Origin of the sequence: Cytophaga hutchinsonii ATCC 33406 (assembly GCF_000014145.1) — a bacterium.
Taxonomy (GTDB): domain Bacteria; phylum Bacteroidota; class Bacteroidia; order Cytophagales; family Cytophagaceae; genus Cytophaga; species Cytophaga hutchinsonii.
This window is the reverse complement of sequence record NC_008255.1, coordinates 2,129,450-2,143,560: the sequence shown is the minus strand read 5'-3', so window position 1 is coordinate 2,143,560 and position 14,111 is coordinate 2,129,450. Positions and strand designations below refer to the sequence as shown.

The 14,111-nt window shown below is 40.6% G+C and carries 11 protein-coding genes; 3 read left to right on the top strand and 8 right to left on the bottom strand.

The genetic code is table 11. From position 1 onward, the window contains the following. The 5 genes from CHU_RS08915 to CHU_RS08895 all read right to left on the bottom strand — a co-directional run bounded on the left by CHU_RS08915 (nt 1) and on the right by CHU_RS08895 (nt 6,564). Nucleotides 1-1,473, bottom strand: coding sequence for a hypothetical protein (locus CHU_RS08915; protein ID WP_143144042.1), 1,473 nt, complete (start codon nt 1,471-1,473; stop codon nt 1-3). Nucleotide 1,474: 1 nt separating this feature from the next. Next, nucleotides 1,475-1,993 (bottom strand): LptE family protein, encoded by a 519-nt coding sequence (locus CHU_RS08910; protein WP_041932296.1) that lies wholly within the window; start codon nt 1,991-1,993, stop codon nt 1,475-1,477. Further along, entirely contained in the window at nt 1,986-3,257 is a 1,272-nt protein-coding gene (locus tag CHU_RS08905) for a sigma-54 interaction domain-containing protein (protein ID WP_011585206.1), read from the bottom strand. The genes CHU_RS08910 and CHU_RS08905 overlap by 8 nt, the downstream gene beginning before the upstream one ends. 79 nt (nt 3,258-3,336) lie before the next feature. Beyond that, complete coding sequence (miaB, locus tag CHU_RS08900; protein WP_011585205.1) at nt 3,337-4,782, bottom strand: tRNA (N6-isopentenyl adenosine(37)-C2)-methylthiotransferase MiaB; 1,446 nt, start codon at nt 4,780-4,782, stop codon at nt 3,337-3,339. A 174-nt stretch (nt 4,783-4,956) separates the two neighbouring features. Continuing rightward, a complete protein-coding gene (locus CHU_RS08895) occupies nt 4,957-6,564 on the bottom strand; it encodes an APC family permease (protein WP_041932295.1) in 1,608 nt (535 codons plus the stop codon). Nucleotides 6,565-6,846: 282 nt separating this feature from the next. Between CHU_RS08895 and CHU_RS08890 the strand changes: the two genes are divergently transcribed. The 3 genes from CHU_RS08890 to CHU_RS08880 all read left to right on the top strand — a co-directional run bounded on the left by CHU_RS08890 (nt 6,847) and on the right by CHU_RS08880 (nt 9,969). Then, nucleotides 6,847-8,088, top strand: a complete 1,242-nt coding sequence (locus CHU_RS08890) for a DEAD/DEAH box helicase (RefSeq protein ID WP_011585203.1) — start codon at nt 6,847-6,849, stop codon at nt 8,086-8,088. Nucleotides 8,089-8,225: 137 nt separating this feature from the next. Further along, on the top strand, nt 8,226-8,900 hold the full coding sequence (locus tag CHU_RS08885; protein WP_011585202.1) for a hypothetical protein: 675 nt from the start codon (nt 8,226-8,228) through the stop codon (nt 8,898-8,900). A 127-nt stretch (nt 8,901-9,027) separates the two neighbouring features. Then, nucleotides 9,028-9,969 carry a bestrophin family protein gene (locus tag CHU_RS08880; protein WP_011585201.1) on the top strand — a complete coding sequence of 314 codons (942 nt, stop codon included), beginning with the start codon at nt 9,028-9,030 and terminating at the stop codon, nt 9,967-9,969. Nucleotides 9,970-10,070: 101 nt separating this feature from the next. Here CHU_RS08880 and CHU_RS08875 read toward each other — a convergent pair whose 3' ends face one another. Genes CHU_RS08875 through CHU_RS08865 form a run of 3 tightly spaced genes read right to left on the bottom strand, consistent with a single transcriptional unit; the run spans nt 10,071 to nt 13,813 of the window. Continuing rightward, entirely contained in the window at nt 10,071-10,934 is an 864-nt protein-coding gene (locus CHU_RS08875; protein ID WP_011585200.1) for a serine O-acetyltransferase, read from the bottom strand. 28 nt (nt 10,935-10,962) lie between these two features. After that, nucleotides 10,963-12,912 carry a family 2A encapsulin nanocompartment cargo protein cysteine desulfurase gene (locus tag CHU_RS08870; RefSeq protein ID WP_041932294.1) on the bottom strand — a complete coding sequence of 650 codons (1,950 nt, stop codon included), beginning with the start codon at nt 12,910-12,912 and terminating at the stop codon, nt 10,963-10,965. Continuing rightward, the gene (locus CHU_RS08865) at nt 12,896-13,813 is read right to left on the bottom strand and encodes a family 2A encapsulin nanocompartment shell protein (RefSeq protein ID WP_011585198.1); all 918 of its coding nucleotides are present in this window, start codon (nt 13,811-13,813) and stop codon (nt 12,896-12,898) included. The genes CHU_RS08870 and CHU_RS08865 overlap by 17 nt, the downstream gene beginning before the upstream one ends. Nucleotides 13,814-14,111: the final 298 nt, after the last annotated feature.

Below are 14,111 nucleotides of genomic sequence, written 5' to 3'. Positions count from 1 at the left end.
TTAAAGTTTCTTTTTTAATTCTTGAATTCGAGTTGCAAAGTAAGAATTTTTTTCGGGATTTTTCAAAATCAATTCTTCGTAAACATCAATTGCTTTTTCTATTTTCCCTTGTTTCTCCAGTAATTTTGCAAATGTATCGGAAACAAAATTCGGTTTCGGTTGATTTATAGGAGTTTCGCCTGCATCATCGTCTTCATCCTGAGCCGGAGGTTTATACGATAAAGGTGAAATGATCGGGTCTTTTTGAATAAAACGGGAAATGATTGATTTTTCCCTCTTTTTATCAGGTTTCTGTTTTTTGTTTTTTTGCTCGCGTAGGTATTCCAGGTAATTGAGTAATAACTCATCCGTTGCCTGTCCTTGTTCTTCCAGTCTGCTTTCTTCTAATTTCCAGTCATTATTGGTAAACGGAAAATCAAACGTATTGTCTGTTGCTGCATCTGTACCGGTAAGCTGTGTATGTTCTTCCGGTATAGTATCTTCAGTTGTTTTGTCGCGTGTATATGTGTTTATGTCGAAATAATCTTTTACCCGGTCATCAAAACTTAAGATCAGATCTAACACATCGTTACGTTCTACGGTATCTCTTTTCTGAACTTCGGCTTCGATTAAAGAGGTAAATGGTTTTTTGGGTTTTTTGATCTGTTCTTCAACAGCCGGAAGCGGCTGTGGTGAAGGCGTTATGTCTGCAGACTTTGAAAGAGCATCAATCGTTTCAAAGAAATTGGTTTCAGTTTCTGCTGTATGCTCTACCTCAATGTCCTTTTTTTTTATTTCATCTTCTGAAGGAATGTCTATGCGGACTTGTTTATCGGGAGCAGAAACGTGATCTGACGGAGGCGTAAAAACAACATTTTTCGGAGGAAGAATATTTTCCGGAATAATGGTTTGTTTTTCTTCCCGTGGAAGGATATTTAATTTTCCAGCCGCCCGTGCCTTAGCTTCCCGTAAGGCTTTTAAATTTTCTTCTAATTCAGTTAGAAAATCATTCGCATGTTTGTCTGCCTGTTCTTTAACTTGAAAAGTAACAGGTGTGTCAACAGTTCTAGTAACAGGAGGTTCGGGAATGCTTTCAACAACGCTTATGCTTGGCGTTGCATCAACGGTAATACTATCTGCAGGTGTTTCTACGGTTTTGTCTGCCATGATCTCCGCAGGCACCCGTACTTCTGGTTGTTCTATCAACAGGGAAGTGCCGTTTTTTTCAATAACAACACCGGCTGTATGTTTAGTATCTTCTTTTAATGGTGATAATAAACGTTTTAATTTATTCCGGTCAGAGGTATAAAGTGCTGCTTTGCGGGAAAGCTTGTTGGCATGCATGCTGCCAAGTTCTGTCTGTACCTTGGCTAAAAGTATATGCGCATTCTGGCAATAGGGAAACTGTTCAATCAGTTCCTCTATATCCGGGATATCTGCTTTGGTTAAAGCGGAAGGATCTTTTAATAGCGCTATGTATCGTTGTTTATTCAAATTACCAGTTTGATGTAGTTTCACTGAATACCATAAATACCAATTGGTCTAATATAGTATTTACTTTTTCTGTTTCAATTTGCGACAGTGTTTGCGTTGACGGATAATCAGCATAAAAAGAGAAGTCTTTTTTAAACTCTCTGTTATTCTTTTCATCTTTAAACGAGGCATTGATGGTAATGGTTAACCTGGATTGTGCCGCTGTCTGGTTGGCTTGAGGAGAAATAGGCTGAATAAAGTATTTCGTGATTAAACCTTCCAATTGCCAGTCGCCATTTTCTTTTACAACAATCAGCTTTGTATTGTCCTGATAAAACGATTTGAATTTTTCTGTCAACTGAAGGCTCATGGACGGCGGTCCATTACCCGACTGGTTGAAAAACGGCTGAATTGAAATTGTTTTAACATTTGGATCAACACTGCCTCCTGTAAAGTTATAACTTACACCACATCCGCTGAATAAAAGGAATGCAAGCAGTACAAGAAGAAAGGCTGAACGTTTACTGGTATTGTTATCCATTATTCTCTGTTTCGTCAATTTGGTACAATTTAAGTTTTCTGTATAACGTCCGTTCAGAAATACCTAAATCACGTGCGGCATATTTACGTTTATTATGATTTTTTTTCAATGCCTTTAAAATCATTTCTTTTTCTTTTTCATCCAATGAAAGCGATTCCGTTACTGATTCGTCAGTGCTGTGATCAATATCTTCAACTACTTCAATGTCGTCATCAATATCACGGCCGTTTTTATGGATCACAAAAGACGGCTGTGCCGGAATGGATTCTTCTGCCGGACCTAAGCTATGAAATAAATCACTATGTTGCTTAATTATTTGACTTCCATAGGATTCATTCTGAAGGGAATCATAGACAAGTTTCTTCAGGTCATTCATATCCTTTTTCATATCAAAAAGGATTTTATACAGAATATCGCGTTCAGAAAAATCATCGCCTTTTTTGCCGTTACCGCTTAAAGCAGGCAGCGAACTTTCTGTTGGTAAATATTTTTTTAATTGTTCTGCTGTAATTTCACGCTCTGTTTCAAGTACAGACATCTGCTCGGCTAAATTGCGCAGCTGACGGATATTGCCCGGAAAACGGTATTTAATCAGAAGGCCTTTTGCTTCTTCTGTTAAACGCACGGGAGGTGTTTTATATTTTTCAGAAAAATCGGAAGCGAATTTCCGGAAAATCAATTCAATGTCAGTACCGCGTTCTCTAAGCGGCGGCACATATATAGGCACCGTATTTAAACGGTAGTATAAATCTTCTCTGAACTTCCCTTTCTGAACAGCTTCGTAGAGGTTGACATTTGTTGCCGTTACAACACGTACATCTGTTTTTTGTACTTTTGAAGAACCTACACGGATAAATTCACCGTTCTCAAGAATACGAAGCAGGCGCGCCTGCGTGCCAAGCGGCATGTCGCCGATCTCATCCAGAAAAATAGTTCCGCCATTGGTAACTTCAAAGTAGCCTTTGCGTGCTTCCTGTGCACCGGTAAAAGAACCTTTTTCGTGGCCGAATAACTCCGAATCTATTGTTCCTTCCGGTATGCCGCCGCAGTTGATCGCAATAAACTGGCCATGTTTACGCGTACTTAACTGATGGATAATTTTAGAAAATGATTCTTTTCCACTTCCGCTTTCACCGGTAATCAATACGGTCATATCGGTAGGCGCAACCTGAATCGCGATTTGTATGGCATGATTCAAAGCAGGAGCGTTGCCTATAATGCCAAACCGTTGTTTTACGCTTTGTATTTCCTGATTTAGAGTCATTGTAAAAGTTTTACGTTAATGTTTTTATATTTTTTAAGAGAAGTGTAGAGTGTAAAGGTGCACAAATACATTTTACACTCTACACTGTCTCCACGATTTCTCCGAATAACGTTCCGCCTGAACAGCCGGTGATCAGTACATCTACATACTGGCCTTTGCTGTAGTTTTTCTTCGGGAAGATAGCCATCATGTTACGGCTGTTTCTCCCTTTCAAATCATGCTCTGATTTTTTAGAAACACCTTCGATCAGTATTTTCTGGATTGTGCCGATCTGTGCCTGATTATGTTCCAGCGATAATTGTCTCTGTACCGTTATGATTTCAGACAACCTGCGCTGTTTTACATCTTCCGGCACATCGTCTGCAAGCTTCTTGGCAGCAGGTGTACCCGGCCGTTCGCTGTAAACAAACTGGTAACCGAAATCAAAGCGCGCAAACTCCATCAATGATAAGGTATCCTGATGTTCTTCTTCTGTTTCAGAACAAAAACCAGCGATGGTATCCGACGATATGCCGCAGTCATCACCCAGGATCTGCCGTATTTTTGTGATCCGTTCCATGTACCATTCGCGTGTATAGGTGCGGTTCATCAGTTCCAGAATACGCGTATTACCGCTTTGTGCAGGCAGGTGAATAGAGTTACAGATGTTATCGTACTTTTTCATGGTGTACAATACTTCATCGGTAATATCTTTCGGGTGTGAAGTAGAAAATCGTACGCGAAGGTCTGGATCAACCAGGGCAACGCGTTCCAGCAGCTGAGCAAAATTTACGCGCTCATCGGTACCTTCTGCAGACCATTTATACGAGTCAACATTCTGACCCAGCAGGGTAACTTCTTTGTATCCGTTTGCTACCAGCTCCCGTACTTCATTCAGGATGGAATGTGCGTCACGGCTGCGTTCTCTGCCTCGTGTGTAGGGCACTACACAGAACGAACACATATTGTCGCAGCCCCGCATGATTGAGACAAACGCAGACACACCATCACCGCTTAAGCGAAGCGGATTAATATCTGCATAGGTTTCTTCACGGGAAAGAAATACGTTTACCGCTTTATGTCCGCTGTCAACTTCGTTTATCAGATTTGGCAGGTCTCTGTAGGCATCGGGCCCTACAACCATGTCTACAATTTTTTCTTCTTCCAGTAATTGTGCTTTCAAGCGTTCGGCCATACAGCCGAGCACGCCAACAATCATGGATGGTTTGTTTCTTTTTAAGCCCTTAAAATGTACCAGGCGATGACGCACTTTTTGTTCTGCATTATCACGTATGGAACAAGTGTTTAATAGAATAACGTCTGCGTTGTTTGGTGTGGATGTGGTATCAAAACCTTCTTCGGTAAGAATAGACATTACAATTTCGCTGTCAGAGAAATTCATCTGGCAACCATAACTTTCAATATATAATTTACGCTGCTTGCCTGTATTACGTTCCTCGGTGATGCGGGGCAAATCGCAGGCAGCTTTTTCGGCTGCGGTTGGAGCAGCCGGAAGTACATCTAAGTCTTGAACAACTTGTTTCATGTATTTGAAAGGCAATAAAATAGGAGAGATTTTTTTCCTATAGCTTTAATAGACGTAAATATAATAAAAATATGCTAAATATGACATAATGGCAGAAGAAAAATAGGCCTTATGCTAAAAGCGGAGAGCCTAAGGCTAAATGCTGAACGCAAACTTTGCTTAAGCTTTAAGCCTTCAGCCTTTGGTGCTAGGACCTGCCAAAACAGAATGCTTCCTTCCATACGTCATATACACAATTAATCCTATGGCCAGCCATGCTACAAACCGGATCCAGTTCTGATGATGCATGGTTGAGAGCAGAAGTAAATTCAGACATACACCAATACCCGGGAGCAGGGAAAGATTTCTAACACTCCCGTAAAAGATTGTTGCGATCATGGCCAGAATACAGGAATAGAGCGGAATCTGCGTAAACGAAAAAACATTTTCTGTTGATACGGTATGCAGGTACAAATATAAAACAGGAAGCATGGTGACAGGTAATAAATACCGGCCGCCTATAAAAGGTACGGTAAAGGATTCTGTTTTTATCTTTTCTTTTTTCAGCCAGATACCCGCACATACAATTAAAAAGGCAAACAGGGTACCAATGCTTGTTAAGTCAACTACTTCTTTCAGGTCAAGGAATAATAACGGCAGAATAATGCTGCCACCTGTTAATACCGTAGCTACAGAAGGCGTTTGGTATCTGGGATGAATCCTGGAAAGTGCTTTAGGTAACAATCCATCGCGGCTCATGTTCATCCAGATACGTGGTTGTCCGATCTGAAACACAAGCAATACACCGGTCATGGATACAATGGCACTGAATGAAAGCAGTCCGGCAAATTTGTGTAAGCCTGTTTTTTCAAGCGCGTATGCAAGCGGGTCACCGACATTCAAATCGTGATACGAAACCATGCCGGTAATTACTAACGCGATGGCAATGTAGATGAGGGTAGAGATCAGTAAGGAAGAAAAAATGGCACGAGGTAAATCCCGTTTCGGATTCACACATTCTTCTGTAGTGGTTGATAACGCATCAAAGCCAATGTAGGCGAAGAATACCGCTGCTGTGCCTTTGAAGATTCCTGACCAGCCATTGGGTATAAACGGCGACCAGTTTGCTGTATTCACTGTAGTAAAACCTACGATTATAAATAGAAGAAGTACAATGATCTTAAATACGACCAAAACATTATTGGTACGTTTTGATTCCTGAATACCGATATAGACCAGTATGGTGATAAGAACAGTGATTAAAATAGCAGGCAAATCAACAATCACCGGAAAGTCAAATATGCGGGGAGCGTGTACATATGCCTGTTGTGCCGCCGCCGATTTTTGATGCACGGCTGTAAAATAATCCATGCTTAACCACAACGGGAATTCGATGTTAACCCCTTTCAGAAAAGCGGTAAAATAATCTGACCAGGAAATGGCAACGGCCATATTACCAACGGCATATTCCATGAAAAGATCCCAGCCAATGATCCAGGCAATGAGTTCTCCGAAGCTAATGTATGCATAGGTGTAAGCACTTCCGGAAATAGGCGTAGAGGCGGCAAATTCCGCATAACAGAAAGCGGAAAATAAACAGCCAAGAGAAGTAATAATAAAAAGGAATATAATGCCTGGTCCGCCGTCATACGCAGCTTGTCCGATGGTACCAAAAATGCCCGCACCAATTACCGCTGCAATGCCCAGCGCTGTTAAGTCTTTAAAGGTAAGTGTTCTTTTTAATGCAGAGACTTCTGTATGAAGTTCGTTTGGATTTTTTGTACGGAAAAGGGATGACTGCATAGAATGAAACGAGACGAGCATTCAAGTAACAAAAAAAAGCTGAGTGAATCCAGTTTATGTATGTTGAATGAGAAAAGGATTCAGGATCAATGGTCTGTTCGATTAAAATTCCTACACTGTTCCCTTATTCATGGTTTGTGACGCACAGAACATCGTTCGGTCTGTGTGCCACAGACCGAGGTTAGGGGGGATTTTTAAAAACAGGAAAGGCTTGACTGATAGATAGCTGTATGCGGGTTCGATGATCAATATATCTGATGGATTTTTCTTACCTTTGTTTTAATGAAATTTGAAAGTTACGACCTTGCACCGGGCATTAAGAAAAGTTTAGCAGAAGCTGGTTTCAATCGCCCGACAGATATACAGTTTAAATCTATCCCGCCTATTCTGGCAGGAGAAGATGTATTGGCGATTGCACAGACAGGTACGGGTAAAACCGCTGCATTTGTTATTCCTGTTTTAAATACACTTATCAACGTTAAAAAATCGGAGCATACAGACATATCCTGTCTGGTAATGGCGCCTACGCGGGAACTTGCTGTTCAGATCTCTGAGGTTTTTAAAAAAATAGGAGCGTATACACGCTTACGTACGGTATGCATCACAGGTGGTGTAGAGCAGGAAGCACAGATTGCAGCAGCGGATTATGGCATTGATATTTTAGTGGCCACGCCGGGAAGGATGTTTGATTTGATCTATCAGAAACATATTAAAATCACCAGGGTTAAAATATTAGTATTGGATGAAGCCGATCACATGCTTGATCTGGGTTTTATAAAAGACATTCAGGATGTGAAGAAATTTCTTCCGGCCAGACATCAGACATTATTTTTCTCTGCAACCATTAACGAAGAGATAAAAAAACTTGCTTATTCACTCGTTAAGAATCCGATCCGCATTCAGATTGCTCCTAAAGACCGTGTATCAAAAAACATTACCCATTCGGTAGCTTTTATTGGTATGGATGATAAACGTTTTTTCTTAGAGCGTTTATTGAAAGAACATCCTGAAAGCAAGGTAATTGTTTTTGTGCGTACACAAGTTCGTGCAGACCGTGTACAGGCTGCTATGGAACGTGTTGGCTTAAAATCAGTAACCATGCATGGCGGTAAAGAACAGCAGGCACGGGATGCTGCTATGGACGCATTTAAAAACGGAACTGTACATGTTTTGATTGCAACAGATATCAGTGCACGAGGGATTGATATTGCCGGAGTAGAATATGTTGTAAATTATGACATGCCTGAAGTGGCTGAAAATTATGTACATAGAGTAGGCCGTACGGGCAGGGGCGTTTCTAAAGGTTTTGCAATATCCTTTTGCAGCATGGAAGAAAAACCTGTACTGGATGAGGTAGAAGAATTTTTAGGAAAAGAAATCAATGTGATTGAGATTACAGGTAAAGACTATGATGCAACCTTAGATCTGACAGAGGATGTGAACGATAACTGGAAAGCATTGTTAAAGGAAGCTGACGCAGAAACAACTAAAAAGTATGTTCCTAAAAAGAAAAAGAAAAAATAACCGCTTTATTTTATCAATGGGAATGTTGTAACAAATAGTTCAATTTGTATAAATAATCGTTCACAAAGCTTTTTACATTTGTATATAACAAATCGTTTAGCTTATTTTAAGTACTAATCTTAATCGTTTACAAAAACATGAAAAAAATATTTTCTACAGTTGCTATTGTGTGCTCACTATTTATTAGTGTAGGTGCTTTTGCACAAGGAACAAAAAATGCCGGTCAGGATGCCGCCACAAACAAAGGGGATGTTCTTTTTGATTTTGGTGTTGGTTTTGTCGGAAATGAATACAGCTATAGTTCAGATTACAATTACAAAAATGAAAGCAGCTTTCAGCTACCAACATTTTCATTAGCCCTTCAAAAGGCGTTTTGGGAAGATATTACTATTGGTGGTCAATTTTCAATAAATGGTGGTGGAAGTAGTTATGACGATTACTATCAAAATGATGGATATTACAGAAGAGATGTAAAGAATTCTCAAGTTAATAGTTATTTCACAGCAAGAGGTGAATATCACTTTAATAGATTGATCGGCTTAGATCGTAAATTTGATTTATATGCGGGTGCATTGGTTGGTTTCTCTATTTCCAATGACGTACACAAATATACTGATGGATGGGTAGATCCAAATGGTCCAAATCCAGGTAACAGAGGTCCCGATACTCATAAGTCCAGAAATATTGGAGCTCATCCGGTAATTGGTCCATTCGGTGGTTTCCGTTACTATTTTGCAAACAATGTTGGTGTATACGGTGAAGTAGGCTGGGCAATTACTGCAGTACGTGCAGGTCTTGTATTCAGACTATAATTTCAACTGATATAAACAGTTAAAGAAAAGCCTTTGTATGCCTCATACAAGGGCTTTTCTTTTTTTTAGAAGACATATATTACAGTACATTCATTATACCTTAAATACACCCTAAGTATTATATTTTATGATCGTTAAATTTAGATTTGTTCCTAAAGATGTTTTTGAAGTATCTAAGAACAATATTACTTATTCATTAACAATTGTTTTTTTTGCTGTTGTGCTTAAAGTTACAAACTACTACAATGATTGGGGGGTACCCGTTTCAATTACAGCTGTATTGGGTACCGCACTATCTATTTTACTTGGTTTCTCGAATAGTCAGGCTTACGACCGCTGGTGGGAAGCGCGGAAGATCTGGGGAAGTATTGTAAATGACAGCCGCTCGTTTGCAAAGCAGGTTATTTCTTTTATTCAGTTTGAAGATGACAATCACCATCACGCAACAAAGGAGATCCGGAAAAAAATAATTTACAGACACCTCGCATTTATCAATGCATTAAGAATGCAGCTGAGAGAAGAATCTGATGCAGAAAAAATGACTGCTGCATTGAGCCCGTTTTTATCAGAAGAAGAATACAATACGGTAAGAGGGTGCAGCAATGTTGCTACACAGCTTATAAAAAATCAGGCAGCAGATATACGTAAAATGTACGATCGTAAATTGCTGAATGAATATATGTTTGTTCAGATGGATCAAAGCCTGAACCATTTTTACACCTATCAGGGGCAGGCAGAACGGATCAAAAAAACGCCTTTTCTTCCAACCTATCATTTCTTTTCAAAAGTGTTCCTGTATTTTTTTATTACACTGCTGCCTTTTAGCTTATTATCTGGTGTAGACAAAGCTGCAACCACCTGGATGATGCTGCCTATTACCGTGCTTATCGGCTGGGTATTTCACATGATCTATATGAACGGACATGTATATGCGTATCCGTTTGATAATACACCGTTTGATACGCCTATGACTGCGATTTGCAATACCATAGAAATTGATTTAAAGGAGATGATTGGTGATGATTCTATCCCGGTGAAAATGACCCCCACCAGAGGTATTCTGATGTAAGCTGTAAAACGAACGCAATAAAAATTAAAGCGATCTGAAGAAAAAGATTTTCCTGCAGATCGCTTTTTTAATACGTTATCATACGTATCGGAGATACAAAATCAGGATTGCTTTTTTAATACTACTCCTCTGTTTTCATCAAATGTACGTGCATGGATATTACTGATGCGCAGCTGGTGCGTATTAAATACCTGTGAATCCGGTTCAATGCTTTTGGTTATAAAAACACTTCCGCCTATAATGCTGTTCTTTCCGATTACGGTGTTTCCCCCCAGAATGGTAGTACGTGCATAAATCACTACGTTATCTTCAACGGTAGGGTGTCTTTTGATCTCGGCCATAATTTTGGATACGTGCAGCGCACCAAGAGTTACACCCTGGTAAATACATACATTTTTACCGATCACACTTGTTGCCCCGATAACAATTCCCGTTCCGTGATCAATCACAAACGGGACATCTATGCTTGCGTTGGGGTGAATATCAATACCTGTTTTTCCATGTGCATATTCACTGAGAATGCGCGGGAGAATAGGAATATTCAATTCTGCCAGCTTATGTGCGATCCGGTAAACCGTAATGGCATAAAACCCAGGATAGGACACAATCACTTCATTGACGCTGGTTGCAGCCGGATCAAATTCGTTGATCTTTGAAGCATCTTCCCGCAGATTCTGATATAGGTTACCTAAGCCATTGTAAAAACTGGAAACAGCCTGTTCGATATTAAGCTTGTGTGCTTCTACATAACTCAGCAGAATATTTTCCAGGTCGATCTGGTTCTTTTTTAATATGCCTTCATATGAAGACTGTTTGGGTAAATGATTACTGGGAAATAAAAATTGTACCAGGTCGCCTAACCAGGTAATGGCATCGTGTGCAGAAGGGGTGGCTTCCCATTCTGCATGATGCGTTTTTCGAAGTAAATCGATCAGTGATTGTGTATTTATATTTTCTTTCATCATTTACAGAAGTTAAAGATGCAGACTACAATTATCTTATGGCACGTTTATGTCCGCTGCGTAAACGGTAAAGCGTTTCAACAAGCACATCAATATCCGAACATGTATTGTAGAAGGCCAGCGATGGGCGAACGGTTGCTTCCAGTCCGAAGCGTCTTAAGATAGGCTGCGCACAATGATGCCCGGAACGTACTGCAATGCCTTCCTGGTTAAGCGCTGCACCAACTTCTTCTGTTTTATAGCCATCAAACACAAACGATAATACCGATGCTTTGTCTTCGGCCGTACCGATCAGGCGTAAACCCGGAATATCTTTCAATAATTTTGTAGCATACACGAGTAGATAATGTTCGTATTGATTGATCACATCAATGCCAAGTCTGCTTACGTAATCAAGCGCGGCTCCCAAGCCTACAGCATCTGCAATGTTTCCCGTACCGGCTTCAAACCGCCCCGGTGCTTTGTGATAGGTAGTATGTTCGAATGTTACATCAACAATCATATTACCGCCGCCTTGCCATGGATTCGTTTCATTCAGCAGATCTTCTTTTCCATATACAACACCAATACCTGTTGGTCCGAATACTTTGTGTCCGGAAAATACAAACCAGTCACAATTCAGGTTACGCACATCTACACGCATGTGGGAAATGGATTGGGCCCCATCTACCAAAACTTTTGCACCGGCCTGATGTGCCAGCTCAACGATTTTTTTTGCAGGCGTTACAGTGCCCAATGCATTTGATACCTGGGTGAAAGAAACAAGTTTTGTTTTTGGCCCCAGCAGTTTGGCGTATTCTTCAAGTATGATCTGTCCGTCATCATCCACCGGAATGACACGTAGCTTTAAACCTTTCTTTGCCGCCAGCTGCTGCCACGGAACAATGTTCGCGTGGTGTTCCAGATGGCTTACAATGATTTCATCTCCGGCCTGCAGATTCTGTTCGCCCCAGCTTTTTGCGATCAGGTTGATTGCTTCTGTTGCACCACGCACAAATATGATTTCATTAATTGAACCGGCATTGATGAACGTTTGTACTTTCTGACGGGCACTTTCATAGGCATCCGTTGCACGTGCAGCCAGCTCATGCGCTGCACGGTGAATGTTCGAATTTTCATGCTCATAGAAATAGCTGATCCGGTCAATTACCTGTTTGGGTTTCTGCGTGGTTGCTGCATTGTCCAGCCAGATCAACGGTCGCCCGTTTACACGTTCCTGTAAAATCGGAAAATCCTTTTTTATCAGATTAACATCAAATGGTTTTGACAGAATACCGCCTGGAGTATGTACTTCTTTAACAGAAGTGTGCTGCTGTTGATTTACTTTTGTATTCGATCCGTAATTCCTGGTTTCAGAAAGAAAATAAAAAGAAGAATCGTTTACGAGTGGTAGCTGCGGACTTAGCTCAAACGTATTAATAGATGTAAGTATGCTTGTAAGATCGTTTCCATACGCCTGTTCATGTACAGTCGGAAGCTTATCCGGCTTCTGGCCATGCTGTAAGGCAGATGGGGAAATACCGCTTCCGGAAAGGGAAGTGGGAATACCGCGGCTTTCATGTTTAGGCTCAGCAAAACTGGTTTGCGGATCCGAAGCATTTACAGCATTTCCTTGGTCGGTCGGAGAATAAGGCGTAATGCCTCCTTTGTACGATTCACCGGGAATTAAATTCTGCAATGCCTGCACATCAATTGTATTGGTATGCTGTAGCACAGAAGGAGAGATACCCAGACCGCTTCCTGAAGGCAATGCCTGCTGTGGTTCATAGCTATGCGGATTCTGAAAAGATGTTTGAGGATCTTTTAGATTGAATCGTTCAGTCTGACCAAATGCTGCATCGCTGCCGGATGAACTGTTCAGCTTCTCACGCAAAGATTCCGGATTCGGAAAATTTCCGGGCAGAGCTAAGAACAATTCATTTGCTAGCTTTTCAAGTGAACTTACGTCTGGTAAGTTGTTTGAATTAATATTTGTACTCATGGTAGTTCGTGATATCAACGTCTTCAAGCACTGCAATGGCATCGTCAACCAATACAGCTAATGAACAGTATAGTGATACTAAATAAGAAGCAATGGCTTTATCGTTGATGCCCATAAAGCGTACTGCTAAGCCTGGAGACTGTTCGCCCGGCAAGCCCGGCTGATAAAGACCTACAACACCCTGACGGCTTTCACCTGTGCGTAATAATAAGATTTTTGTTCTGCCATTTTCAATCGGCAGTTTATCCGAAGGGATCAATGGAATACCTCTCCACGTAATGAACTGAGAACCGAAAAGAGAAACCGTTGGAGGTGGAACACCTCTGCGTGTACACTCACGGCCAAAGGCTGCAATCGCTAAGGGGTGCAATAAAAAGAAACCCGGTTCTTTCCATACTTTAGTGATGAGTTCATCAAAGTCATCCGGAGTAGGGGCACCTACACGTGTTTTGATACGCTGCGCAGTAGCAACACTTGCTAACAACCCATATTCTCTGTTGTTGATCAATTCACTTTCCTGACGTTCCTTGATGCTTTCGATCGTTAAGCGTAACTGTTCGCTGATCTGATTGTAGGGTTTGCTGTATAAGTCTGATACACGCGTATGTACATCAAGCACCGTGTTTACAGCACTCAGATTATACTCACGTGGATTTTCAACATAATCAATGAAGGTATGCGGTAATTCGCGTTCGTCTCTGCCTGAACAATCTACTTCAGCTACACTGCCGTCTTTTACTTTGTTTAAACGGTATACACCTGATTCTACAGGAATCCAATTCAATAAATGCGTTAACCACCTTGGGGTAATTGCTACCATTTGTGGTACCGTTCTGGTTGCTATGGCTAATTGCCTTGCGGCTACATCACCAAGGGCTGTTTGTTTGTTTACGTCTGACATTTTTCCTCTTAATTTGGATTAAATAATGATTTATAAATCAAATGTAGATATAATCTATTATATCTACCAAGTTACTAGGGTAATATTTGCAATACATTAAATCATTATAAATCAGGTAAAATTTTAAATATTTGGCTGTTTTGTAATAGGCAATTCAAATCAATACTAGGAAAGGAAATACCACCAAAGATTATATGGTGAAAAAAAGCAAAAGCATTCTAAAAATAATTTTGCACTTTTTGTATATAAAAAAAGTCCTGCAGATAAACAGGACTTCAAATTTCATAGGTTTATGGGA